Origin of the sequence: Pseudomonas sp. NPDC089996, assembly GCF_044748405.1 — a bacterium.
GTDB lineage: Bacteria > Pseudomonadota > Gammaproteobacteria > Pseudomonadales > Pseudomonadaceae > Aquipseudomonas.
The window spans coordinates 220,100-245,580 of sequence record NZ_JBIVGA010000002.1 but is presented as its reverse complement, the minus strand read 5'-3'; the positions used below and the strand labels follow the sequence as shown (position 1 = coordinate 245,580).

The following is a 25,481-nucleotide window of genomic DNA, read 5'->3' as shown; positions in this document are numbered from 1 at the left end:
GAGGCCTACCCGTGTCTTCACCCATGGGCGGGCAAGGTCTGCAGCGCCTTGCCCGCGCCCGCTGGCGCCAGTGCGCCGTCAAGGGGTGACGATCGGGAACCAGAAGTCGAAGTTATCCATGTAGCTCATGAGCTCCTCGAGCTTGCCTTCTGCCCCATCCACCTTGATCTGCCCTGAAGAGACAGCATCCTTGAGGGTGGTTTCCTTGAGCATCAGCTTGTTCAACGTGTCGCGGGTCAGCGTCAACTTGGCGTCGGCGTCCTTTGCCTGCATACCTTCGGTATGGTTGAGCACGCCGTTGACCATCTCCACCGCGTACTGTTGTTTCAGGTCAGTGAAGTCGAAGTTGAGGGTAATGTGCTTGCCCTCGACTTCCGGGCCCTTCAAACGCATGGCCAGGTAGTCGAAGAACAGGTCCAGGTCCATGGCCCTGACAGTGTCCGGGCTGGCGGTATCCGGCGTTGGCAACTGTTTGACACCATCACGCAGTTCCTTGGCGCCGGTCAGGTAGAAGTTACGCCATGGGCCGCTCTCGGCCTGATAGCCCAACTGCTCAAGTGCGTCGGCCTGCATGTTTTTGGCTGCCTGATTGCTCGGATCTGCAAAGACGACTTTGTTGACCACCTCGGCTACCCAGCGGTAGTCACCCTTGTCGTAGTATTCCTTGGCTTTTTTGAGCACCGCGTCCGCGCCGCCCATCATGTCGACGTAGCGCTTGGATTGTTCTTCAGGCGGCAACTCCCACAGTGTGGCCGGGTTGCCGATGAACCAACCCATGTACAGCACATAGGTGGCTTTAACGTTGTGGTTGAGCGAGCCATAGTAACCGCGGTTGGAGAAGCGGTTGGCAATCGACTTGGGCAGTTTCACCTGCTCGGCGATCTCGGTCATGGTGTACCCCTTGTTGGCCAGACGCAGGGTTTCATCGTTGATGTAGCGGTACATGTCACGCTGGGAAGACAGCTGGTCGCGGACTTCCTTGTTGCCCCAGACCGGCCAGTGGTGCATGGCGTACATGACTTGCACGTCGTCACCCCACATCTTCAGCGCCTGGTTCAAGTATTTGGACCAAGGCAGCGGTTCGCGGATCTTCGCGCCGCGTAGCGAATAGGTGTTATGCAGGGTATGGGTCGAGTCTTCGGCCGTATTGAGCGCTTTCTTCTCGTGGATGTAATAGAGCATCTCGGCAGGCGCCTCACTGCCTGGTGCATAGAGGAACTCGTAGGTGAGGCCATCGATTACGTGCTTCTCGCCAGTCTTCTCGATGATATCGGTCGGCGGGATCAGGGTCACGGTACCCGCAGAGGTGGTGGTGCCCAAGCCTGCACCCAACTGGCCGGTTTCATTCGGCGGCAGCAGGTTGCCATACATGTAACTGGCTCGGCGGCTCATCGCGGTACCGGCCATGACGTTTTCGGACACGGCGTGTTCCAGGAAGCCTTTAGGTGCGTAGATCTTGACCTTGCCGGACTTCACATCTTTTTCGTCGACCACGCCACGCACGCCACCGTAGTGGTCGATGTGGCTGTGGGTGTAGATCACTGCCACGACGGGCTTTTTCGGCCGGTGCTTGAAGTACAGATCCAGTGCTGCCTTGGCCGTTTCGCTGGAAATCAACGGGTCGAAGATGGTGATACCCTCTTTACCCTCGACAATGGTCATGTTGGACAGGTCGTAGTTGCGCACCTGGTAGATGCCGTCGGTGACCTCGAACAGACCGGAAATATTGATCAGTTGCGACTGACGCCACAGGCTGGGGTTGGTCGTCGCGGGGGCGGTCTGCCCTTCCTTGATGAACCCATATTTGCTCGGGTCCCAGATCATGTTGCCACTGGCGCCCTTGATCGGCTCGGAAGGCAGCGGCGCGATGAACCCCTTGTGCGCCAGCTCGAACGAAGTCTTGTCGTTGAAGGGGAGTTCTTTGAGCAGTGCGTCGTTGGCCGCCTTGGTGGCATCGCTTGCAGGTTTCGGCGCTTCCTGTGCCCAGGCTTGAGTGGTGAGCGCAATCGCACTCGCCAGCAGGAATGACGAACCCAGTTTCCATAACTTGGCCGGCGTTTCTGAAGCGCTGGTAGACCGGCTCGGTTTCGCAATCAATCTCATGACAAGCTCCCTTTGTATTGAAGCGCTGTACCTTGAGGTAACTGCCAGCGATGTGTAGTGCAGAAAACAGGGTGAGTTCAACGTTTGAACGCTCATTGGCTGCTGCCTTCTGACGACTGTTTGAAGGCCTGAATGAGACGCGAAGCCACCTGACTGACTTAGACATTAGGCGACATCGAGGGCCTTTCCAGGAAAACGTTGAAAATTATTGAACTCTATCCACCTACGTAATAGTGGCCTTTTGATCTCAGGCAAGCGCAATGATGATCGGGCCACACACCGCCAGCAGTACATTGGAAACCGCATAACAGACGGTGAAACCCACCACCGGCGTATTGCTGCCGGACTGTTCGATGATCTTGTTCATCGAAGCGGCTTCGGTCTGCGCGCCCGCCAATGCGCCGAACAGGATCATCGGATGCAGCCTGAGCACGTAGCGCCCTACGTAAAGTGTCACCAGAGGTGGAATGAGGGTGACCAGGGCGCCTGCGATGAACAGCGAGAGGCCCTGATCCAGAATGGCGGTGAGCGCCGCCGGCCCTGCCAGCAGGCCGACTACAGCACCAAACGCCGTCAGGCCGAATTCGGAGAATGCCCACTGCGCAGCGGGGGGAAGCGCGCCAAGCTCGGGGTGTCGCGAGTTGTACCAGCCGATCACCAGCCCCGTCAGCAAGATGCCGCCACCAATCCCCAATTCGACGGGGATCATGCCGATATGCGTCGAGAGCAAGCCCAGCAGCGAACCAATGACCATGCCGAAGGCGTGCAGGGCAATGTCCGTGCGGTGGCTCGGTTTACGTTCGCGCCCCAGTTGCGCCGCCAGGCCATCTACGCTGGCCGCGCGTCCCGTCAGGCTGATCACGTCGCCTCGACGCAATATGGTGTCAGGGAGCAGCGGCAGCGGTAGCCCCTGGCGCGTGATGCCGGTCAGGAAGCACCCCATGCGTTCGGCACCGGTGATGGCCAGCTTGATGTCATGGATAGTGCGGCCGGCCAGGCGAGGTTTCGTCAGCACCACATCCGCACTGCGTGTGGGGAATGAGAGGCTCGCAGCGTCGTCCACCTCGGGCCCGATCCAGGTATCGAGTTGACTTACCGAATCGCGCAAGGCGTAGATGCCTAGTACATCGCCTGGCAGTAGCACCAGTGTCGGGTCCCGCTCGATTATCGCGTTGGCGCGGATCACCCGTTCGATGCTCAGTGACGGGTAGCGCGCCTCGACATCCGCGATGGTGTGGCCTGGTACCTGGGCCTCGAGCAGGCGGTGAGCCCGGACGACGATGCGCGTGTAGGGGATGCTGATCGCTTCCTCCTGACGCTCTATTCCCAACTCGCGCTCCAGCTCCTGGGCGCTGGTTTTCAAATCGACGCCCAGCAGCCTGGGCGCAATGCTGCCGACAAACACGATCAACCCTACGGTGCCGAAAACATAGGTAATCGCATAGGCGACCGCCATGTGGCTGTTGAGCTGCGCCTTGGCGGCCGCATCCAGTGGCAGTTGGGCAATGGCACTGCTGGCTGTGCCCATGATAGCCGTGTCGGTCAGTGCGCCAGCCCCAAGCCCTGCGGTGAAGCCGGCGTCAAAGCCATAGAGCGCGTTCATGGCGAGGATCACCCCGAGCGCCGTCGCGCAGAGGATCACCGACAGCAAGACCAGCTTCAACGTGCCGCGGTTGAGGCTGCCGAAAAACTCGGGGCCGCTCTTGAAGCCGACCGCGTAGATGAACAAGGCGAAGAAAACGGCTTTGAGTTCATGGGGCACCTGCACCCCGATCTGCCCGATCAGCAGGCCCATCAGCAAAGCTCCGGCAACCGAGCCAAGGTGAAAGTTGCCAACCTGCAGGCGCCCCACGATCACGCCAGATGCGATCGCCAGAAACACTGCAATCTCAGGGTTGGCACGCAAGGCACCCAGCGCCAGCTCGATCATCGCCTTCACCTCATCCCTTCATGAGTGATTTCCACGCTGTTGAGTATGAGGATAATCCTGGCGGGGCAGGGCGGTGTCGTGAAATGGACATCTGGAAGGGCACAGACTCCGCCACGTGCGACAATCGTTCCGTTGACAATCATCTAGGAAACAAATTGTTACCACATAGGTAGCCTGCTATCATTTGCCTTCCGTGAGATACGATGTCTGTCATGTGTATGACTGGTTGAGTTCGCTGCCTCTGGCGCGGCGCACTCGCGATTGTCCACAAGAGCAGTGCCTGAGCCTGCCGAAAAGCACGTATCACGGGTCTGAGTGATTAGTCATAGGTAGACCTGCATGTTGTTAGCCAAACAAACCTCGCGAAGGAAGTTCCTGCTTTCGTCGCTGATCGCCTTGCCCGCGATGGGCATCACCGTCAACGGCCTGAGTGCCGCGATGGCGGCGGAGATGGCGGCGCCGAGCCTCGACAGCTACACCCCGTGCTTCTTCACCCCGGCCGAATGGACCTTCATCCTCGCCGCCTGCGATCGCCTGATCCCCGCCGACGGCCGTGGCCCCGGTGCCCTGGAAACCAACGTGCCGATCTTCATCGACCAGCAACTGGCCGGTGACCTGGGCAGCGAGATCTACCTGGAAGGCCCGTTCGACCTGAATGCCCCGGCCACCCTCGGCTACCAACTGCCGTATACCCCTCAGCAGATCTACCGCAAAGGCATCGCCGCGCTGGAAAGCTGGTGCCAGGCCACCCACGGCCAGCACTTCGCCCTGCTTGACCTGGGCAAGCGCGATGACGTGCTGAAGAAGCTACAAGGCGGCCAGGTCGACTTCGCGGCCCACGGCGAAAGCGTGCTCAAGGCCAAGCTGTTCTTCGGCGAGCTGCTCAACCACAGCCGCCAGGGCTGGCTGGCCGACCCGATCTACGGCGGCAACAAGGGCATGAAGGCGTGGATCGCCATCGGCTTCCCCGGTGCCCGGGCCAGCTACCTGGAATGGGTTGCCCAGCACAACGTCCCGTATCCCCTCGGCCCGGTCAGCCTGACCGGCCAACGCGGTTGATCCCTTCGCTTCGAGTTACAGCATTCAAGGTTTTTATGCCACACATTACCAATGACGAAGTCGACGTCGCCGTCGTCGGCCTGGGCTGGGCTGGCTCGCTGATGAGCATCGAGCTTGCCCAGGCAGGCTTGAAAGTGCGCGCCTTCGAGCGCGGTGAAGACCGCACCAACGCCGATTTCGCCTACCCGAAACCGGCAGACCAGTACGCCTACGGCGTGCGCAACAAGATCATGGTCACGCCCAAGGACGGCGCGCTCACCGTTCGCCACAACCTCAACGGCACCGCCTTGCCCACCCGCCAGTGGGACGCCTTCGTGCCTGGCACCGGCGTCGGGGGTTCGGGCCTGCACTGGACCGGCGTGCTGATCCGCCCTACGCCGACCGACATCAAGCTCAAGACCTACGCCGACCAGGCCTATGCCCCGGGCATCCTGCAGAGCGACATGACTATCGGCGACTTTCCGTTCACCTGGGACGAGATCGAGCCGTACCTCGACAAGTTCGACAAGATCTGCGGCCTGTCGGGCAACACCGGCAATCTCAATGGCCAGATCCTGGTGGGTGGCGACCCGTTCGAAGGGCCGCGCTCCAACCCGTATCCGCTGCCAGCGCTGGAAGATACGCTGAACAACAAGCTGTTCGCCGACGCCGCCCGCAAGCTGGGTTACCACCCGTTCCCCAACCCGTCGGCCAACGTGTCGCGGGCCTGGAAGAACCCCTACGGCAACCAGATCGCGCCGTGCAACTACTGCGGCTATTGCAGCAAGTACCCGTGCCTGAACTACTCCAAGGCCTCGCCGCAAACCGCGGTGATGGACGCGCTCAAGCGCATGGACAACTTCGATTACCGGGTCAACGCCAACGTGCTGCGCGTGGAGCTGCACCCGGACGGCAAGACCGCCAAGGGCATCACCTACGTCGACGCCCAGGGCAATGAAGTGTTCCAGCCGGCCAAGATCGTCGTGCTGGCGGCGTTCCAGTTCGTCAACGTGCGCCTGATGCTGCTCTCAGGCATCGGCAAACCGTACAACCCGATTACCCGCGAGGGCACCGTCGGCCGCAACTACGCGTTCCTCAGCAACGGCGGCGCCACGCTGTTCTTCAAGGACAAGCACTTCAACCCGTTCGCCACCGCTGGCGCCACCGGGCAGATGTTCAACGACGTTTCTCCGGGCAACTACGATGGCCCGTCGCTGGGCTTCATCGGCGGCGCCAAGATCCACAGCTCGCAAGCCACCGGTACGCCGATCGGCACTGCGCTGCCGTCCGGCACGCCAGAATGGGGCCAGGGCTGGAAGGAGGGCATGCAGGACTGGTACGGCCACTCGATGAAGATCAGCATCTCCACCGGTTGCATGTCGTACCGCGACCACTATGTCGACCTCGACCCGACCTACAAGGACCCGTGGGGCCAGCCGCTGCTGCGCATCACCTTCGACTGGAAGGAGAACGAGCTCAAGCTGCAGCAGCACCTGCGCAAGATCGTGCTGGACATCACCCAGGAGCTGAACCCGGACAGCTACAGCGAAAGCTTCCTGGGCATGGATTCGCACTGGGACATCACCAAGTACGTGTCCACCCACAACGTCGGTGGCGCGATCATGGGTGACTCGCCGCACACCAGCGCGCTCAACCGTTACCTGCAGAGCTGGGACGTGCACAACGTGTTCGTGCCGGGCGGCAACGCCTTCCCGCAGAACTTCCAGGCCAACCCGACTTCGATGATCGGCGCACTGACCCTGTTCGCGGCCCAGGCCATCAAGGACCTGTACGTGAAAAATCCAGGCCCGCTGGTGCAGGCGTGAGGAGCGAGAACATGAAAACCCAATCCCGTTCCATCCTGTCGGTACTGCTGGGTGTCGCCGTGTTGGCCGCCGTGCTGGCGTGGATCGTCGCCGGCCTGCTCAACCGTTCGGGTGACGCCGCTGCCGAACTGACCCAGGCCGTGACCCCGGCGCTGATCGAGAAGGGCGCCTATCTGGCCCGCGCGGGTGACTGCGTGGCCTGCCACACCAGCCACGACGGCGGCAAGCCGTTCGCGGGCGGGCTGGGCATCGCCTCGCCGATCGGTACGATCTACTCGACCAACATCACACCGGACAAGCAGACCGGTATCGGCAACTGGACCTACGGCGAGTTCGAACGCGCTGTGCGCAGGGGCATTGGCCATGATGGCAGTGCGCTGTACCCGGCGATGCCGTTCCCGTCCTATGCCAAGGTCAGCGATGAAGACACCCGGGCGTTGTATGCCTACTTCATGCAGGGCGTAGCTGCGGTGGAGCAGCCGAACAAGGCCAACGACATTCCGTGGCCGCTGTCGATCCGCATGCCGCTGGCCTACTGGCGTGCACTGTTCTCGCCGGCGCCTGAGGCACGTGCGGCGCAGGTTGGCGGTGATGCGCAGATCACCCAGGGTGCCTACCTTGTGCAAGGCTTGGGGCACTGTGGCTCGTGCCACACCCCGCGTGCACTGACGTTGCAGGAGAAAGGCCTGGACGAATCCGCCAGCGGCTACCTCACCGGTACCGAGCTGAACGGCTGGAACGTCCCGGCCCTGCGCGGCATGCCGCACTGGAGCCAGGAAGAGCTGGTCGAGTACCTGGGCAGCGGCCGCAACGCCAAGGCCTCGGTCGCTGGCGAGATGACCGACGTGATCGCCAACAGCACCTCGCACATGAGCGATGCCGACCTGCAGGCCATGGCCGCGTACCTGAAGTCGCTGCCACCGGCCAAAGGCCCGGCGTACCAGCAGCAGGCCGAGCGCAGCGAGGTGACCACGGCCAGGTTGACGGCGGCCAAGGACCTGACCCTGGGTGAGCGGCTGTACATCGACAACTGCGGTGCCTGCCACTTCGTTTCAGGCAAGGGTGCAGAGCGTGTATTCCCGCGCCTGGACGGGGCCACGGTGGTCAACGCGGCCAATGCCGATGCATTGCTGCACGTGATCCTCGCAGGGGCGGCGACGCCTTCGACCGAGCGTGCGCCTTCGGTGCTGCCGATGCCTGGCTTTGCCGAACGCATGGACGATGCCGAGGTGGCCGAGTTGGTAACGTTCCTGCGCCAGGGCTGGTCGAACCAGGCCCCGGCGGTGACGGCGGAGCAAGTGCGCACTGTGCGTGCCGAGCTGCACGCTCACCCATGATGTTCGCTTTCACAGGCGTTCCGGTGGCTGCGCGCAAGGCGGTACGCGAACGCGCACTACACCAGACCGCTGCGCTTCTAGCCGATGCGCTCAAGGGAGCCGGATAGCCGGCCCTGCGACGGGGGTGCGCTGAAACTGAACTGAAAAGCCGGCATTCTCAAAAATGCCGGCTTTCGGGTTTTTTCAGGGGCAGGATAAAGGCCGTCAGCTTCCCTTGACTTCCCGCTTCAGCAACTGCATTTGCTGACGATAGTCCGCAGTGACTTGCCGTGCCTGTTCCGGGTTGTTCACCACCTTGGGCGTGATCAATACGATCAGTTCGGTCCGGTCGCGGCTCTTGGCGCTGCTGCCAAACAGCCAGCCCAGGCCGGGAATGCGCGACAACCCCGGCACGCGGGTGTCCGCCTGGCTGTTGTCCTGCTTGATCAGGCCACCCAGCAGCACCGTCTGGCCACTTTGCACCGCCACCTGTGTCGACACCGCGCGGCTGGAGATGCGCGGGTTGGGCTGGGTGGTGGTCACGACACTGTCATCGGCGTCGCTGACTTGCTGCTGGATGTCCATGTACACCAGGCCGCCGGGGTTGATGCGCGGCACCACGTCGAGGATGACTCCGGTCTGCACGTATTCGACACTGCTCAGGGTGGTGTCGGAGTTGCTGGTGTTGACCGTGGTCTGGCTGATCGGGATGTTGTCGCCGACCTGGATCTGCGCCTGCTGGTTGTTCAGCACCACCAGCGATGGCGCCGACAGCACCTGGGTCAGGCCACGGGTCTCCAGGGCGCGCAGGGCGACTTGCAGGTTGCTGCTGACGAACGAGTAGAACATCGAGCTGCTGCCCAGCGCCACGCCGCCGGCACCCAGCGCGCCCTGGCTGCCGCTTTCGTTGGCCACGGTGGTGCTGGACGAATTGCCTGCCAGGCGGCCCAGGTACCACTGCACGCCCAGGTCAAGGTCACCCGTGAGCTTGACCTCGAGAATGCGGGTTTCGATCTGCACCTGGAGCGGCGGGCTGTCCAGACGTTTGATGGCGGCTTCGATCTCTTTCCACTGCGCCGGCCGGGTGCGCACCAGCAGCTGGTTGCTGCTTTTCTGGGCGGTGATGCGCACGGATTGCTCCAGGCTCTTGGCATTGCCATCGCCCGCTTCGGCGGATGCGCTGCCCAATTCGGTCTCGCCGCCTGGCTCCGAAGGCTCGTCGTACGCTTCGCTCTGCTCGTCATCGGCCTGGTTCGCCTGGGCGGTCATGCCGCTGCCATTGAGGCCCTGGCTGTCGGTGCCGTTCAGCGAAGTCAGGCTGGTGGTCTTCAGGCCCGGTGCAACCTTGGCCGGGGTGTCGTCGCTGACTTTGCCCGAGCCGTAGATCTGGCGAAGGTAGCGCGCCAGGTCGGCGGCTTTCATATTGCGCACGTCGTAGACGAACAGCTGCGGCTCGTTGCCTCCGCCCTCGTCGATGGTGCGTATCCAGTCGCCGACCTCCTGCAGGTATTCAGGCTGCGACGAGATGGCGACGATCGAGTTGGTGCGTTCGTTGGGCATGAACTTGACCATGTCGGACAACGGCATGCCGCTGTCCGGGCCGAACAGCTTCTGCAGCTGTGGCATCAGCTCGGCCACCGAGGCGCGTTGCAGGCCGTACACGCCAATCGACATGCCCTTGAGCCAGTCGACATCGAAGGTGTCGATGGTGTCCTGGTAGTTGGCCAGCTCCTCCGGGGTGCCGGCCAGGCTGATGACGTTGCGCGCCGGGTCAACCAGCAGGAAGGCATTGTCACGCACGAACGGCTGCAGCAGCTTCTGCATCTCGCTGGCGCCGATGTAGCGCAAGGTGAACAGGCGCGCAGCGAGGCCGACGGGGGGCTGTGCCACGGCAACTTCCGGAACCAGCTTGCCGGCAACGGCCTTGTCGGCGGGCAGGATCACGTAGCGATCGCCCTGGCGGATCATGGCGTTGTCGGTCCAGGACAACAGGGTTTCCAGAATGGACAGCGCCTGCTGCTTGTTCACCGGTTTCGAGGTGGAGAAGCTTACGCTGCCTTTCACGCCCTGGCTGATGCTGTAGTTCTCGTGCAGCAGGTCGCCCATGACGCTGTTGATCACCGCCTCGATCGGCTGGTCGGTGAAGTTGAAGACGATATCACCCTGGTCGCTGGCGGCACGGGTTGCAGGCCGGCTGGCAGGGCGGGTGAAGCGCTGGTTGCCTTGAATGATCTGCCGGGTCGGCGCGGCGCTCGCCGCGGGCGCGAGCGGCGTGTCGTCGGGTAGTGCGGCTGGCGCTGGCGCACCGGCACCGTCGAGGGCCTCCTGCATCAGCGCCGGGTCATGCTGCAGGTCTTGCCGGGGCAGGGCACAGCCGGCGAGGGTGACGGCGACACTCAGGCCCAGCAAGGGCGCCCGCAGTGCAAGGAAGGGAAGTCGAGGGGAAAGCGGCATGGTCATGGGGTCGTCGTAAGCGGAAGAGTGATGGCGGGCGCGGTGGAGGGCGGTGGCAGGCGCAGCATCGGCATGCTGAGCGTGTGGCTTTGCCCGGCGCGAGTGAAAGTGGCGCTGGTGGCGCTGAGCTGGCTCAAGGTCCAGCCGCTGGCGAGGGTGCCGCCCAACGCAATCTTGCTGGCCGGTTTGCGACCTTCGCGCAGGTAGGCGAAGCGCCTTTCTCCGTCCAGCAGCACGCCGCTCAAGGTCATTCCGGACAGCGCCGGCGCCTGCCCCTGGGGGCCATGGGCGTCCGGCTGACGGCCCGGGCTGAATAGCGGATGCTGCCACACGGCCGCCAGCTGCCCCTTGGCGGGCTTGACCGGGCGCACGGGCGGCTGGCTGGGTGCGGCGTTGGTGCGGGCATGGGCTTCGAGCCAATGCGGCTGGGCCGGTGTCGCGAACACCCACGCCGCGCTGGCCAGCAACATCACGTTGGCGGTCAGCAGGGTCAGGCGGGAGGTCTTTGCCTTCATGGCTGGCCCCCTTGGTTATTGGCTTGCAGGTAGCCGCGAATCAGCAGATGCACTTCCAGGCGCCCGGCCGGGCCTTGGGCGGCGGCGGTGTTGCGGCGGATGCTCAACTGGTCGATGAACAGGCTGGGTTGGCCGTATTCCAAGGCCTGTAGTATTGCAGCCAGCGGTTCGATGGCGCAGGCCAGGGTCAGACTGACTTTAACCGGTCGATACGGCTCGGGCCTGGCGCCGTCGCTGTCACTGTCGGCAGGGGCGATAGGCATGCGCTGAGTCACCTCGCAGCCCGCGCCGGTCGAGGCCTGGCGACGTACCTGCTCGACGGCGTATTGCATGAGGTCGGCGGCCACGGCGTTGGGGTCGTCGCCGGGCAGCAGGCTGTCGCGCTGCGCCGGGTCGTTACGGGCCTGGCGCAGGCGCGCTTCCAGATGCGGCTGCTGAAGCATCAGGCTGGCGTAGCGGCGTTGCTGTTCACGCAAGGTCTGCGCCTGCTCATCGAGATCACGCAGCGGCGCCAGCAACAGGCTGTCGACGAACAGGTACCAGCCGGCCCAGAGCAGCAGGCCGAGCACGCCTAGCGCGACGATCTTGCGTTCCCTAGGGTTGAGCGGGCGCATGGGGCACCTCCCGCTTGAGCTGGGCGCTGATCGAAAAGCGCTCCTGGCCGGTGGCCTTGTCTGGCTGGATCATCCCTTGGAACTGGGCATGCTCCAGGGTGTTGCAGGCCTTGAGCTGGGCGATCATGGCGCTGCTGCGCGTGCTCTGGCCGGAGAATGTCACCTCGCCGGCGTCGTGGATTTCCAGTTGCTCGAGCCAGGTCTGATCGCCCAGGCAAGCGGTGAGGTCCGCCAGCAGCGCACTGACGGTAGGCTGGCTGGCCTTGCGGCTGGCCAGGTAGGAAGCGGCACCGACGCTGCTGTCGAGGGCCTGGCGCAGTTGTTCGATGTGCTGCACGGCCTGACGTTGGCTGGCGACTTGCTGCTGCATGACTGTCACCAGGCCCTGGCGCTGGTCGATGAACACGGCAATCAGCAGCAGGCAGCAGGCCGCCAGGCCCAGCCACAAGCTTTGGTCGAGGCGGGACGGGCGGGCCAGGCCGGTATCGCACCCGGCTGGCAACAGGTCCAGCCCCAGGCGCTGGCCGTCGTTGCCCAGCGCGTCGATGGCCAGCAGCGGCAGGCTGCGCTCACGGCAAACCACGAGCAAGGCGTCGAGGCGCTGGCGGGCGATGGCCACCAGCTCGACCTCGGCGTTCGGTGGCTGCTGGCGCACCACCCGGGCGACGAAGTGCACCTGTTCGGCGGTATAGGGGGTGTATTTGTCGATTTCGTAAGTGAGCACTTCGCGGAGGTTGCGCGTGGCGGCCAGCGGCAGGCTGATGCGCTGCACCAACACCTGCCGGGCATCGAGCACGAGCACGGCGGGGTAGTTGGCCTGAAGTTCGGCAGGCAAGGGCCAGCCCAGTACCTGCGGCGCCGTGCGCTGTCCGAGGCGTTCGGCCAGGGCGGTTGGCAACAGCTCGGTCAGTTCCGTGCGCCAAGCCAGCAACCAGCGCCTGGCCAAGCTCTGTTGCCACCTTGCAGCGCAGAAACGCAGGTTGCCGGCAAGCGACGCCAGGTAACGGCTCGCCAGAGAGGTCATTCCTGCCACCGCAACACGCGATAGGGTTTGCCGCCAGCGTGGGCCGGCAGCAGCACCAGGGTGACCTGCACCTGCGCGGCAAAGCCACCCTCCAGGGTCGCCTCGCTGTAGACGCTGAGGATCTGCCCAGCGTCGGCGACCTGGCCGTTGCCCCGGCGCAGACCGAGCGCGCGGGCCAATTGCGGCTCGACCAGGTTCGGGTCCGGTTCGGCGGTGCCGGACCACACGGTTATCGACGGCAGTACGCGCTCATACAGCGCATAGCTCATGCCGGGCAGTTGGCGAAATTCTTCGAGCATTCGCAGAGGTACCTTGTTGCGCCTCGTCCTTAAAGCGTGGGTGATGGTTTTGGCCCGCTCGCTGCCGGCGCCACAGGCGCGCAATAGCCGTTCGAGCGGTGCGACCGGGGTCGCGTTGAGGTCGAGCTTGCCGCGCTCGCTGGTCACCCTGATGCGCAGGGTGCTGCCGGCGAAGTGCTCGACATGCAACTGGCCGTCGGGCTGCCAGCGCTGCGCGTCGCGGCTCAGCAGGTTGGCTATGGCCAGCTCAAGGCCGGCCTGTGCGGCCAGCGCGGCCTGCGCCTGGCGGCTTTGCCAGAGGGCCTGGCGCTGCTGCAATTGCACAGAGACGGCGAGGCCACCGAGCAATACGCTCAGCAGCCCGATCACCCACAACGCCAGCAGCAGTGCGGCACCGCGTTGGCGCTTCACGGCCGACCCCCGTCGCCGGACAGGTCCAGCAGCAGGTTCACCTGCAGCGTTGGCCAGGCCTGCTGGCTGCCGTTCAGGCGCAGGTCGACCCGCACCGCTTGCGGCACCCGCTCTGGCCAGGGCCATTGCGCCAGCCAGCCGGTCGCCTTGCCCAGCGGGGTGTAACCGCGGTACTGCAGGTGCAGCGCTTCGACGCCATTGAGCAGGCGCTGTGGCTCGCCCCAGGCCTGCAACCGACGGCCATCGAGCCTGGCCAGCTGCACTTCGAGGCGATGGCCGCGCACCTGCAGGCGCTGGCGGTAAAGCCCGCCGCCCACCGAACTTGGCAGTGGCGCATAGAACATCACGCTGTCGGCAGCGCCTTCGAAGGTGCTGGTGTGGCGGCCATCGGCCGTGCGCCCGGTCAGCGGTAGCACCTGGCTCAGGGACTGGCGCAAAAAGCGCTGTGTGGCGCGGCGTTCATCCAGGTTGTCGCTGTAGCGCTGGGCCTTGGCCACGGCACGGGTCGAGGCCACCAGGGCGCTGCCGACCAGCCCCAGCAGCAGGCCCAGCAAGCTGATCACCACCAGCACTTCCAGCAGTGTGAAACCGCCCTGGCGTTTCATGGCGCGGCCCCTGTAGTGCGGGCGCGCAAGGTGCTGTAGCGCGAAGCGTGGCGGCCTTCACCCAGCGTCAGGTCGAGCCGGAACAGGGTGACGCGCCCTGGCGCAACTGCGGCCGGGCTCACATCCAGTGTCCACGCCAGCCCCTGCCAGCGGCCGCGCTGCCGGCCGGGTTCGAGCGTGCCGAGGTCGACGTCATCGATCAGCGAGCGTACGACACTGTTGTGCCGATCGGCACGCGCCACCTGTTGCAGCGAGCGGCCACTCTGGGCAAAGGCGCCGAGCAGGATCGACGCGGCGATCACCAGCAGGGCGATGGCGGCGAGCATTTCCAGTAAGGTGAAGCCGCACTGCCGGTTCATTGCAGGGCCTTCAGCGTCACGCGGCCGGTCAGCCAGCCGACATCAATGCGCCAGTGCCGCTCGCCGCGGGTAATCTGGATATTGCCGCCACTGGCAGCGCCATCGGGGTAGAACTCGAACGCGGCGCCCAGGCCGTCTGCGGTGTGCAGGCGCACGCTGAAATCTTCAGGCCAGCTGGCGGGTGCATGCCCGGCGGTCTGTACCTTGCGCTGCTGCAGGTCGAAGCCGGCACGCACCGGCTGGCCGCTGCCGATGGCCTGCATGCGCGCACTGCGCAGCGCACTGACCATGTGGGCCAGGGCCGTGCGTTCCTGCGCGCTGTGCAGGCCGCGGCCGACGCCGACCGCCAATATTGACGTGGCCACGCCCACCAGCACGATCACCAGCAACAGTTCGAACAGCGTGAAACCACGCTGGTGGTGCAGCGGTGCGGCCATGCTTACTGCCAGTTGCCCAGGTCGGCCTTGTAGCCTTCGCCACCGGGGGCACCGTCCTGGCCGAGGAAGACCAGATCGAAGCTGCCGTGCTTGCCCGGGTAGCGGTAGGCGAAGGCATGCCCGAACGGGTCGAGCAGGTCGGACGGCTTGGCGTAGGGGCCGGCCCATTGGCTGGCGTTGGCCGGTTTGTGCAGCAGCTGGTCGAGGTTGGCCGGTGGGGCGCCGACGTCGAGTGCGTAGCTGTCGACCTTCATGCTCAGGCTGGCCAGCTGGGCCTTGCCGGCACCGTACTTGCCCTTGTCGACGTTGCCGCCGACCTGGCGCACGACAATGGTCGCGACGATGCCCAGCAGCACGATGACCGCGAGCATTTCGAGCAGGGTAAAGCCCGCCTGGCGGGCGGAAGGACGGGAGTGGGAGCGCATGGCGGTTTCCTAGATTGTGCTGGTGAGGCTCATGAGCGGCAGCATGATGGCGAGCATGATCGCTGCCACCAGTACCGCCATGACGATGGTCAGTGTCGGCACCAGGGCCGCCAGCAGGCGGTCGATGGTGCGTTTGCTTTCGGTGTCGTACACATCCGCCACCTTGAGCAACATGGCGCCGAGGCTGGCCGACTGTTCGCCGACCTCGATCATCTGCAGGGCCAGGTCTGGCAATAGCGGGTCGGTGGACAGTGCGTGGGGCAGGCTGCAGCCTTGACGGACTGCCTCGCCGACCTGCCCGACGTGCTCGCGCAGCGCATGATTGGTACTGACGTCACGGCCAATCGACAATGCTGCGAGCAGGGTGACGCTGTTGCTCAGCAAGGTGCCGAGGGTGCGTGCCAGGCGCGCAGTTTCGAGCTTTTGCAGCAGCGCCCCCAGCAGGTGGCTGCGCCATAGCCGGCGGTCCTGGGCGATGCGCCGTTGCGGGTTACGGCGCATTACCAGCAGTGCCCAACACAGGGCGGCCAGGGCGCCGAGGCTGATCAGCCCCCAGGCATTGACGAAGTCGCCCAACGCCAGGATGGCCCGGGTCACCCAGGGAATCGGCACGCCGAGGTCCTGGAAGATGGGCACGAACTGCGGCACCACGTAGGCCAGCAGCAACCCCAGCGAACCGATCACGCCGATCACCAGGAACGCGGGGTAGATCAGGGCATTGAGCACTTCGGCGCGCAATGTCTGGCTGCGCTCCAGGTAACTGGCCAGCTGCGCCAGGGTGACGTCCAGTACACCGCCCGCTTCGCCGGCACGCACCAGGCTGGTGTAGAAGGGTGTGAAGATGGCCGGGTGTTCTTCCAGCGCCAGGGACAGTGGCTGGCCTGCCTTGACCTGGTCACGCACGCGCTCGAACAGGGCCTTTGCTGCCGGCTTGCGCTGGTTCTTCAGCAAAGTGGCCAAGGCCTTGTCCAGTGGCTGGCCGGCACTGATCAGGGTGGTGAGCTGCTGAGTGAAACTGATCAACTCGGCAGGCTTCAGTACGCTGCGCCGGGTGCCGGAACGCAGCAGGCAGCTGCCCGGCTTGAGGCTGAGCACGAGCAGGCCGCGCTGGTGCAACTGGCGCGCGGCCAGGGCCTGGTCGGCGGCCTGCACTTCACCCCGCTGCTTGCGGCCTTCGCTGTCCAGAGCGCTGTAGGCATAGACCGGCATGTCAGTCGCCACCCGTCACGCGCAACACTTCTTCCAGCGAGGTAACACCCAGCAGGGCCTGGCGCAGCCCTTCTTCGTAAAGCGTGACCAGGCCTTTTTGCCGCGCCGCAGCCTCCAGGCTGGCGGCATCGCTCTGGCGCATCAGCAGGCCGCGCAGGTCGTCGTCCATCACCAGCAGTTCGGTGATTGCGCTGCGGCCATGGTAGCCGCCACCCGGGCTTTGCTCGTCGGGGCGGTACAGCAGGATCGGCCGCTGCTCGGTGTAGCGCTGCAACTGATGGCGCTCGACGAGTTCCGGCGGGGCTTCGAAGGCGATGCGGGTAAGCGGGTCGAGGCGTCGCACAAGGCGCTGGGCGAGGATGCCTTGCAGGGTCGAGGCCAGCAGGTAGCCTTCGACGCCCATGTCGAGCAGGCGGGTGATACTGGCCGCTGCGCTGTTGGTGTGCAGCGACGACAACACCAGGTGGCCGGTCAGCGACGACTGGATGGCGATGCTGCAGGTTTCCAGGTCGCGCATCTCACCGATCATGATCACATCCGGGTCCTGGCGCACGATGGAGCGCAGGGCGGTGGCGAAGCCCAGGCCGATGGAGGGTTTGACCTGGATCTGGTTGATCCCGGTGAGCTGGTACTCGACCGGGTCTTCGACGGTGATGATCTTGCGTTCGGCGCTGTTCAGGCCGGACAGTGCGGTATACAGCGTGGTGGTCTTGCCCGAACCGGTCGGGCCAGTGACCAGGAAGATCCCGTGCGGGCGCGCCAGCAGCTGTTCGACGCTGCGCAAGGTCGGGCCGCTGATGCCGAGGCGGGCGAAGTCGAAGCTGACGGTTTGCCGGTCGAGCAGGCGCATCACCACCGACTCGCCGAAGCTGGTGGGCACGGTAGACACCCGCAGGTCCAGCTCTCTGCCCTGCATGCGCAGCATGATCCGGCCATCCTGGGGCAGGCGGCGCTCGGCGATGTCCAGGCGGGCCATGATCTTCAGGCGCGAGATGATCGCCGCCGCGTAGCCATTGGGCGGCGCTTCGCCCTCCAGCAGCATGCCATCGACCCGGTAGCGCACCTTCAGCTGGCTTTCGAAGGGTTCGACGTGTATGTCCGAGGCGCGCTGGTCGACGGCATGCTGCAGCATCAGGTTGACCATGCGCACCACCGGCGCTTCGGACGCCATGTCCTTGAGGTGTTCGATGTCGCCTTCGCTGACGCTGTCGTCGTCCAGCGTCTCGACCAGTGCGCCCATGGCCGAACGGCCGGCACCATAGGCCTGCTCGATCAACCCGGCCACCTGTTCGGCAGTGGCGATGACCGGCTCGACGGCCTTGTCGGCGTGATACGCCAGCGCCGACAAGGCATAGGCAGAAACCGGAACGGCTGCCGCCACGCGCAGGTGGCTGGCGGTCTCGCTCAGGGTGACGACGCCATGGTGGCGGGCGAACCGTTCGGTGGCGCCTGGCGTACCTTCCACGGCCTCGTCAGCCAGGCGTGCGGCGCCCAGCAAGTGGGCATAGGCGGCAGCCATCTGCCCGTCCTTGACGGCGCCGAGACGCAGCAGCGTGTGCAGTTTTTCATCCTCGGAAATGCCCTGAGCAATGCCCAGCCGAATCGCGCGCTGTATATCAGCCGGTTGCAGTGCGCCTGCACTTAGCAGCCACTCACATATAGAGTCGGCGGTAGGGAGTTCCAAGTTCATAGTGATGGCTTTATGCAATATGCTGGCTATATAGCGGCATTTTATTTGTTGCTGATTTAAAGGTGGCCGGAGAATACGTCGTTGTCTTTCATGGCGCAATAGAGTGCGTATCGCGATAAAGTTCCGATATTAAGCGAAGACTTTTCTAGTGGCGACGGAAGCTTACCAGATCATTAAACCTAGCTGCAACTAGGTTTAGTGAGTTATGTTTTATTGCCCTAAATGTCTTAAAAAAGACGATAACTGCCGATTCATGATCGTTCCTGGCAATCAATGATAAGTAAAGTAGTTGAGTTGTTGGATTGGTGTTTGCTGCGAGCTGTTATTTTTGCTGATTTAACCCTCTTTTTCATGGCCATTCGGCATGCCGTGGTGCTGACGCTCTGCCGTGACTTGAACTTTTTCTCGCAATCTCCAGACTTAGGCCGGCTGCATGCCTGGGCCCGGGCCATGTCATTCAATTCAAACCTTTCACTCGAGAACTATTCGATGAATAGACTATTGCTGTCGCTCGCCTGTTCGGCGCTGCTGGCCCCGCCGGTCATTGCCTTTGCCGATACGATGACTGCCAATCAACAGGCGACTCCCCAGAGCGCCCGCGAACACCTCGATGCCCAGCGCGAACGCATCACCGGTGTCGACCAGGTCAGCCAGGCGGGCACTGCTCCGGATGCCATGCTCGACGCCCCCGTCGATACCCGCGATACCCCGACACAGGTCAGCCAGCCATGAGCCGTACCAGCAACCGCAGCGTCAACGCGCTGAAACATACTCTCGGCTTGAGCCTGTTGGCGCTGGGCGTGGTCCAGGCATCGAGCGCCCTGGCCGTGGCACCGGCCACCGGCAATGAGGTCGAGGCGCGGGTCAGCTCGATCCTCGACAACATGAGCACCGCCGAGAAGATCAACTTCACCCGGGTCAATGACGGCCACATGATCCCGCCGCTGCTGAAGTGGGGCATCCAGGGCACCGTTGCCTACGACTCGTCGATGGGCGTGCACGTCAACAACGCCACCTTCGGCGCCCAGTACCCGTCGCAGTCGGCACTGGCGGCGAGCTGGAGCATCAACCGGGCCAAGGAGTTCGGCCTGGCCATTGCCTACGAAACGCGTATATCCGGCGGCCAGCAGATGCTCTCGCCAGGGGTCAACCTGTACCGCACGCCCTACAACGGCCGCTCCGCCGAATACCTCAGCGGTGAAGACCCGTTCCTTGGCGCCGTGCTGGCACCGGCCGTGGTCAACGGCATCCAGGCCCAAGGCATCCAGGCCAGCGGCAAGCACTACGTGGCCAACGAGCAGGAGGCCAACCGCCAGGCGGTCAATGTCGTGGCCGACGAGCGCACGCTGCGCGAACTGTATCTGCCGGGCTTCGAGTCGATGGTGAAGAACGCCAACGTCGCCTCGATCATGTGCGGCTTCAACAAGGTCAATGGCGACTACGCCTGTGAAAACCACCACCTGATCACCGAGGTGCTCAAGGGGGAGTGGGGTTACCAGGGCATGGTGATCAGCGACTTCAACGCCATTCACGACCCGTTCAAAGGGGCCTGGGCCGGCACCGACATCGATATGCCGTCGGGCCTGCAGTTCACCGAAGCCAACCTGCTGCCTTACCTGTGGAGCGGCCAGCTGACCCAGAACGTGATCGACGACAAGGTCAAGCGCAACTTGCGGGGCATCGTCAGCTACGACCTGCAGGAGCACATGAACAGCGCGCAGGCGCTTGAACATACCGAGTACGGGCAGCGCGCCGCGCTGAACCTGGCGCGCGAGTCCATCGTGCTGCTGCGCAACGCCGACACCGCCGCCGGCAAGCCTCTGCTGCCCTTGGCGCGAACAGCCAAGGTAGCGGTCATCGGTGACTGGGCGGCCCAGGCACCGGCTTCACCGTTCGGCACGGCCAACTCGCCACCCAACAGCTACGTGACCGAACTCAGCGGCCTGCAGCAGCTGGCTTCGAGCAGCAGCAACGTCACGTATCTGCCGGCGTTGAGCCTGAACCCGAAAGCGTCGGTGTGGTACCAGCCGGCCAGCGGCAAGGGCAAGGTCAGCAATGCCGGGGTCAAGGCCGAGTATTTCGACAATGCCAGCCTGAGCGGTTCGCCGGTGCTGACCCGCGTGGAGCCCGGGGTGAACCTGAACTGGACCACCGGTACCAACGAGACCAACAACGGCAGCACTGCCGTGAGCGGTTTCAGCCCGACTGCCGGCGCATTTTCCGCGCGCTTCACCGCGACCATCAAACCGACCCTCTCCGGCAAGCATGTGTTCAAGGTGCGCGCCGATGGCCCGTACAAGCTGTGGGTCAATGACAAGCTGGTGGTGGAAAGCGACGGCGTGCCGTACTCCTCCGACGTGGTAAACGCCTTGGTCACCTCTGGCCAGAGCGCCGCCCTGGTGGCCGGCAAGTCGTACACCGTCAAGCTCGAATACCGCCGCGTGCAAGGCAACTTCACCCCGGCACTGGGCGGCCTGGCTGGCGTGCAGATGAGCTGGGCGTCGCTGCGCCCGCCACAGGACCTGGCGCAATACGATGCTGTCGTGGTTGCCGCTGGCACCACCTACGAGAATGAAGGCGAAGGTTCCGACCACGGCTACGACCTGCCGGACCAGCAGGCCGACCTGATCAAGTTCGTCACCCGGGCAAACCCGAACACCATCGTGGTCATGCACGGCGGTGGCGTCGCCAACATGCAGCCCTGGGCCAACAAGGTGGGTGCCACGCTGCATGCCTGGTTCCCGGGCCAGCAGGGTGGTCAGGCGCTGGCCGAGATCCTGTACGGCAACGTCAACCCGTCGGGCAAGCTGCCGGTGACCATCGACAAGCAGATCGAAGACAACCCGAGCTATGCCTCCTATCCAGACCCGGCCGCCTACCGCGGCGACAATCCGCTGACCGAGATCGACTACAGCGAGGGCCTGTACCTGGGCTATCGAGGCTACGACAAGCGCCACGCCAAACCGCTGTACCCGTTTGGCTTCGGCTTGTCGTACACCACCTTCGACTACTCGGACCTGAAGCTGTCGAGCAACGTGATGACACCGGGCAACACCATCGATGCCAGGTTCACCTTGACCAACACCGGGGCCAAGGCCGGCTTCGAGGTCGCCCAGTTGTACATCCAGCCGATCGATCCGCAGGTTGACCGCCCGAAAAAGGAGCTCAAGGGTTTCACCAAAGTCTATCTGCAGCCCGGTGAGAGCAAGACCGTAAGCCTGCCGATCGACTCGCGCTCGTTGGCGTATTTCGTGCAAAACAGCGACAGCTGGGATGTCGATGCCGGCAAGTTCAAGGTTTGGGTCGGCCCGGATTCCGAGCACCTGACCCTGCAACGCACCTTGCTGACCCTGATCCCGCAGCACCTGACCACCCGCGACAGCAACCCGCTGCCCGCACCGCTGCGTGCCGCGGTACAGGTCAGCGCTTCGCAGGCCTACTGATGCAGGCGCGCCGGTTCAGGGATGGGCCGGCCGTTCAGGCACGGATGGCGTCGGCCAGGCGCTGCAGGTAGGCGTCAAACGTCGCACCGGCGTCGATCTGTGCCGGGGCGCGCAACCACTGGATCTGCAAACCGTCCATGACGGCGAAGATCTCCGTGGCCAGTGCCTTCACGTCGACATCGGCACGCACCTGGCCATGCTCCACAAGCGTGGTCAGATGCGCTTGTGCGTGGGCATGGGTGAGCTCGAATTTTTCCATGTACCAGGGCCAGGCCGGGTGCTGTTCCGACAGGCTCTCGACATTGATCATCATCGCTGCCTGGCACTCTGGCAGGCTCTGCACGCTGAACACCATGCTAGTGCGCACGAACGCCAGAAAGCTGTCCAGCGTCGGCGCCAGTTCAAGCTCGGCGAACCGTTCGGTGACTCGCTGATCACGGCGATCGATCAGCGCGCGCAACAGCGAGACCTTGTTCGGGAAGTGGTGCAGCAGGCCGACCGTGGTAATGCCGGCCAGTTCGGCGACATCGCGCATGGAGGCCGCAGCATAGCCATCCTTGGCGAACACCAGGGTTGCCGCATCCAGCAGCGCTGCGCGGCGCATCTCGCCCTTGGGCGCGCGGCGGCGCTTGGTAGCCGGCGCATCGGCCGACTCGGTGTGATCCTGTTCTGACATAAACCCACTGGTAACTGTGTTGAAGTGTGCGGGCCGCTGATTATGGCAAACATCTAGTGTTCATGCGCCCAATACGTGCCACGGCGGTTGATGGCCACGGCAGTGGCGATCGACATCACGGCGATCAGCGCGTTGCCACACCATAGCCCGAGCATCACACCGCTGGCTCCGTAAAGCTGCGCACCTGCCCAGATGAAAGGCACACTGCCCAACGTCGCGCGCAGCCAGGCAAAGGCGGGCACCCACCAGACCCGGCCACGGCTGATGAACAGCGAAAGGGCGATGAAGTCCAGGCCGATCAGCAGCCACAACCCAGGGCCGAAGCGGCACAGCTGTTCGACCAGCTGTCGCCCAGGCCCGGACAGCCCGAACAGTTGCCCCAGCCACGGCGCTGCAATCAGCAATAACGCCCACACCGCCAGACCATGGCCGATCACCAGCTTGCAGGCACTGCGCAGTGTTGCCTGTACACGCAGGCCAGCGCCGGCGCCGAGATTCTGTGCCAGGATCGGTATCAGCGCGCCCGGCAGCGCGAAATACAGGCAGTAGACGATCTGCAGCACGCGGTCCATCAGTGCCATGCCTGCCATCACCGACACCCCGAACGTGGCCAGTTGCACCATGCTGTAGGTGAGCATCAACGGCATGGCCAGGCTGGCCAGGGTGAAGGGCAGGGCGACGCGGTTGATCCTGCCGCCGTACAGGCGCAGCAGGCGCCAGCGGAGCTTGCCGCTCAGGCCCACATGCCGGTGCAACTGGTGGAGGCCGAACAGGGTACCGATGGCGCCGGCAATCAGGCAGGACAGCCCTGCGCCCCACAACCTGAGGTCGAGCACGAAAATCAGCAGCGGGTCGACCACGGCCAGGCACAGGGCTGCGGCCAGCACCACGGCCAGCGCCCGTCCGCTGTATCCGCAGGCGCGCAGGGCCTGGGCTGCGGCCTGGCCAATGGTCATCAGTGGTGAGGAGAGCAAGGCCAGGCCGATGAACTGGCGGGCGATGGTGGATGTGGGGGCATTGGCTCCGAGCAGGCCGGCAAAGAAATCAAGGTACAGCCACTGGATGAAAGCCACCCCGGCCGAGGCCAGGGTGGCGAGTAACAGCATGTGCGTGACCAGTGCCGGTACCGAGGCACATGCACCTTGGCCGACGCGGCGCGAAATCATGGTGCCTGCCGCGACGATGATGCCGGCCACCAGGCTGGCGTTGAAGAATGCCAGGGTCTTGGCGATGCCCACGGCGGCTACCAGTGCCTCGTCGTGCAGCATGGCGATGTAAGTCAGCGTCAGGATGTCCGTGAGGAAAACGGCGAGCAGGGAGAGGGCACTGGTCGATGCCATCACCCGCACATGGTGGTCGATGGCGCCGCGGGTGAAGGCGTGGGTCGGGGTTATCATGCAGGGTCGACAGCGGGCGGGTCACGGGTATGAGAATGTACGCTTTTATGGCGTTGCTTTCGAAACCTTTCGGGTCGTACAGCTCGGTTCGGCCGGGCCGGGCAGCCCCTCACTGCGGCTTCACGCGTGCCGCTCTCCCCGAAAGATTTGGGCCACTGCGCTGGCGGACGTCTTACACTTACGCTTTCGCTAGCTCAGAGTGTTGCTGTGAACTTCACTGATCAAACCTTCGATACGATCCTGAACGCACTGCACGACGGCGTTTACATCACGGACGGGGCAGGGATTACCGTCAAGGTAAACAGCGCCTACGAGCGTCTGACCGGACTGCAGAGCGAGCAGCTTATCGGGCGCAGCATGCACGACCTGGTACGCGACGGTGTCGTTTCGCAATCCGCATCCTTGCGCGTACTCCAGCAAGGCGCTCCGGTTTCCGTGATGCAAAGCCTCGGGAACGGCAAGAAGCTGCTGGTGAGTGCAACACCCATTTTCCTGGATCGCCGCATCAGCTACGTCGTCAGCGCCGTACGTGACATGACCGAGCTTCTGCGCATGAAGCATGAAAGGGATGAGCTGGCTGGTCTCAAGAAGCTGCGTCAGAGCACTGCGCAGTTGCATGCTGGCAAGTATGAACAACTGACGCAGTCGTCGCAGGTCTTTGACCAGGCGCAAACAGACCCGCTTTTTGCACAGGCGCGACGTGTGGCAGGCAGTGACGTGAAGGTGCTGCTATTAGGGGAAACCGGTGTCGGCAAAAGCGTCGTCGCTCAGTACATCCACAATGCCAGCGCTCGGGCCAAAGAGCCATTCATACCGCTCAACTGCGGCGCAATGCCAGAAAACCTCATCGAGGCGGAGTTGTTCGGCTACGCGCCAGGCGCGTTTACGGGTGCGGCTGCCAAAGGCAAGCGAGGGCTGCTGGAGATGGCCAATCACGGAACGCTGTTCCTGGACGAAATCGGCGATCTTCCGTTGTCGCTTCAGGTCAAGCTTCTGAAGGTGATCGAGGAGAAGCGCTTCATACCCGTGGGGGGGCTTGAGTTGCGCGAAGTGGATATCCGAATCATAAGCGCCACTCACCATGATTTGCGCCAGCGAGTAGAGCAGGGGTTGTTCCGTGCAGACCTGTACTATCGACTTAACGTGGTGCCCATCCGCATTCCCGCGCTTCGCGAGCGCGCTGGAGAGATCTCGACACTTCTGGAGCATTACCTGAGGCAGTTCAACGAGCGCTATGAGCGCAACATGAGCTGGGGCCTGGAGACCCTGGACTTGCTTTGTGAGTATGCATGGCCTGGAAATATTCGCGAATTGATCAACCTGGTCGAGCGTCTGGTGGTTATCTGCGAAAGTGACACGATCGAAGCGCTGGATCTTCCGGAGGAAATCCTTAACCTTCACGACGATCGCTTGAATCAAAATCGCCTGCCGCTGCGCAAGGTTCTGGAAAACGCAGAGCGCAGCGCAATCCTTTCAGCCATGCGCGTGCACAAGACCACGCGCTTGGCAGCCAAAGCGCTGGGGGTAAGCCAGGCAACCATCGTCCAGAAAATGAAACGCTGGGAGCGGTCTGATTAGGTTTCTGATCGGCAGTCGTTTTTCCGATTGAAATCGTGATCGCTGGCAGTGTCTGGGGCTGATCAGATCCAGGCACAACCCAGCAAATCCGGGCCTTCCGCTAATTTGGCACAGGTTTTGTTATCTCCTGGT

At 63.7% G+C, this 25,481-nt stretch carries 21 protein-coding genes; 6 read left to right on the top strand and 15 right to left on the bottom strand.

What is annotated here, in order from left to right:
- Positions 1–78: 78 nt before the first annotated feature.
- On the bottom strand, positions 79–2,103 hold the full coding sequence (locus ACIPW4_RS04070; protein WP_400655037.1) for an alkyl/aryl-sulfatase: 2,025 nt from the start codon (positions 2,101–2,103) through the stop codon (positions 79–81).
- 247 nt (positions 2,104–2,350) lie between these two features.
- Positions 2,351–4,033, bottom strand: coding sequence for an aspartate-alanine antiporter (aspT, locus tag ACIPW4_RS04065; RefSeq protein WP_400655034.1), 1,683 nt, complete (start codon positions 4,031–4,033; stop codon positions 2,351–2,353).
- Between the two features lie 339 nt (positions 4,034–4,372).
- Here aspT and ACIPW4_RS04060 point away from each other — a divergent pair, with 339 nt between their 5' ends.
- Genes ACIPW4_RS04060 through ACIPW4_RS04050 form a run of 3 tightly spaced genes read left to right on the top strand, consistent with a single transcriptional unit; the run spans position 4,373 to position 8,234 of the window.
- Positions 4,373–5,092, top strand: coding sequence for a gluconate 2-dehydrogenase subunit 3 family protein (locus ACIPW4_RS04060; protein WP_400655031.1), 720 nt, complete (start codon positions 4,373–4,375; stop codon positions 5,090–5,092).
- A gap of 35 nt (positions 5,093–5,127) precedes the next feature.
- Complete coding sequence (locus tag ACIPW4_RS04055; protein ID WP_400655029.1) at positions 5,128–6,897, top strand: GMC family oxidoreductase; 1,770 nt, start codon at positions 5,128–5,130, stop codon at positions 6,895–6,897.
- A gap of 11 nt (positions 6,898–6,908) precedes the next feature.
- Positions 6,909–8,234 (top strand): c-type cytochrome, encoded by a 1,326-nt coding sequence (locus tag ACIPW4_RS04050; protein WP_400655027.1) that lies wholly within the window; start codon positions 6,909–6,911, stop codon positions 8,232–8,234.
- Positions 8,235–8,438: 204 nt separating this feature from the next.
- On the opposite strand, the gene gspD is transcribed toward ACIPW4_RS04050, so the two are convergent.
- From gspD to ACIPW4_RS03995, 11 genes are read right to left on the bottom strand one after another with little or no spacing between them, the layout of a single operon-like run.
- Positions 8,439–10,673 carry a type II secretion system secretin GspD gene (gene gspD, locus ACIPW4_RS04045; protein WP_400655025.1) on the bottom strand — a complete coding sequence of 745 codons (2,235 nt, stop codon included), beginning with the start codon at positions 10,671–10,673 and terminating at the stop codon, positions 8,439–8,441.
- Positions 10,670–11,182 carry a hypothetical protein gene (locus tag ACIPW4_RS04040; RefSeq protein ID WP_400655023.1) on the bottom strand — a complete coding sequence of 171 codons (513 nt, stop codon included), beginning with the start codon at positions 11,180–11,182 and terminating at the stop codon, positions 10,670–10,672. Before ACIPW4_RS04040 ends, gspD begins: the two co-directional genes overlap by 4 nt.
- Positions 11,179–11,796: a type II secretion system protein GspM gene (gene gspM / locus ACIPW4_RS04035; RefSeq protein ID WP_400655021.1), complete on the bottom strand. Its 618-nt coding sequence runs from the start codon at positions 11,794–11,796 to the stop codon at positions 11,179–11,181. Before gspM ends, ACIPW4_RS04040 begins: the two co-directional genes overlap by 4 nt.
- Complete coding sequence (locus ACIPW4_RS04030; RefSeq protein WP_400655019.1) at positions 11,777–12,820, bottom strand: PilN domain-containing protein; 1,044 nt, start codon at positions 12,818–12,820, stop codon at positions 11,777–11,779. Before ACIPW4_RS04030 ends, gspM begins: the two co-directional genes overlap by 20 nt.
- Complete coding sequence (locus tag ACIPW4_RS04025; protein ID WP_400655018.1) at positions 12,817–13,530, bottom strand: type II secretion system minor pseudopilin GspK; 714 nt, start codon at positions 13,528–13,530, stop codon at positions 12,817–12,819. Before ACIPW4_RS04025 ends, ACIPW4_RS04030 begins: the two co-directional genes overlap by 4 nt.
- Positions 13,527–14,135 carry a prepilin-type N-terminal cleavage/methylation domain-containing protein gene (locus ACIPW4_RS04020; RefSeq protein ID WP_400655016.1) on the bottom strand — a complete coding sequence of 203 codons (609 nt, stop codon included), beginning with the start codon at positions 14,133–14,135 and terminating at the stop codon, positions 13,527–13,529. Before ACIPW4_RS04020 ends, ACIPW4_RS04025 begins: the two co-directional genes overlap by 4 nt.
- A complete protein-coding gene (locus tag ACIPW4_RS04015) occupies positions 14,132–14,494 on the bottom strand; it encodes a prepilin-type N-terminal cleavage/methylation domain-containing protein (protein WP_400655014.1) in 363 nt (120 codons plus the stop codon). Before ACIPW4_RS04015 ends, ACIPW4_RS04020 begins: the two co-directional genes overlap by 4 nt.
- Positions 14,491–14,931, bottom strand: a complete 441-nt coding sequence (locus ACIPW4_RS04010) for a Tfp pilus assembly protein FimT/FimU (protein ID WP_400655012.1) — start codon at positions 14,929–14,931, stop codon at positions 14,491–14,493. Before ACIPW4_RS04010 ends, ACIPW4_RS04015 begins: the two co-directional genes overlap by 4 nt.
- A 2-nt stretch (positions 14,932–14,933) precedes the next feature.
- Entirely contained in the window at positions 14,934–15,356 is a 423-nt protein-coding gene (gene gspG / locus ACIPW4_RS04005) for a type II secretion system major pseudopilin GspG (RefSeq protein WP_400655010.1), read from the bottom strand.
- Between the two features lie 9 nt (positions 15,357–15,365).
- Entirely contained in the window at positions 15,366–16,565 is a 1,200-nt protein-coding gene (locus ACIPW4_RS04000) for a type II secretion system F family protein (protein WP_400655008.1), read from the bottom strand.
- Position 16,566: 1 nt separating this feature from the next.
- Positions 16,567–18,255, bottom strand: a complete 1,689-nt coding sequence (locus tag ACIPW4_RS03995; RefSeq protein WP_400655006.1) for a GspE/PulE family protein — start codon at positions 18,253–18,255, stop codon at positions 16,567–16,569.
- A gap of 489 nt (positions 18,256–18,744) precedes the next feature.
- Between ACIPW4_RS03995 and ACIPW4_RS03990 the strand changes: the two genes are divergently transcribed.
- Together ACIPW4_RS03990 and ACIPW4_RS03985 are read left to right on the top strand one after the other, a co-directional pair.
- Positions 18,745–18,987 (top strand): hypothetical protein, encoded by a 243-nt coding sequence (locus ACIPW4_RS03990; protein ID WP_400655004.1) that lies wholly within the window; start codon positions 18,745–18,747, stop codon positions 18,985–18,987.
- Positions 18,984–21,698: a glycoside hydrolase family 3 C-terminal domain-containing protein gene (locus tag ACIPW4_RS03985; RefSeq protein WP_400655001.1), complete on the top strand. Its 2,715-nt coding sequence runs from the start codon at positions 18,984–18,986 to the stop codon at positions 21,696–21,698. Before ACIPW4_RS03990 ends, ACIPW4_RS03985 begins: the two co-directional genes overlap by 4 nt.
- 34 nt (positions 21,699–21,732) lie before the next feature.
- Here the strand turns inward: ACIPW4_RS03985 and ACIPW4_RS03980 are convergent, their stop codons facing one another.
- Positions 21,733–22,374, bottom strand: a complete 642-nt coding sequence (locus ACIPW4_RS03980; protein WP_400654999.1) for a TetR/AcrR family transcriptional regulator — start codon at positions 22,372–22,374, stop codon at positions 21,733–21,735.
- Between the two features lie 53 nt (positions 22,375–22,427).
- Entirely contained in the window at positions 22,428–23,771 is a 1,344-nt protein-coding gene (locus tag ACIPW4_RS03975; protein WP_400654997.1) for an MATE family efflux transporter, read from the bottom strand.
- Positions 23,772–23,978: 207 nt separating this feature from the next.
- Here ACIPW4_RS03975 and ACIPW4_RS03970 point away from each other — a divergent pair, with 207 nt between their 5' ends.
- Positions 23,979–25,349 carry a sigma-54 interaction domain-containing protein gene (locus ACIPW4_RS03970; RefSeq protein WP_400654995.1) on the top strand — a complete coding sequence of 457 codons (1,371 nt, stop codon included), beginning with the start codon at positions 23,979–23,981 and terminating at the stop codon, positions 25,347–25,349.
- Positions 25,350–25,481: the final 132 nt, after the last annotated feature.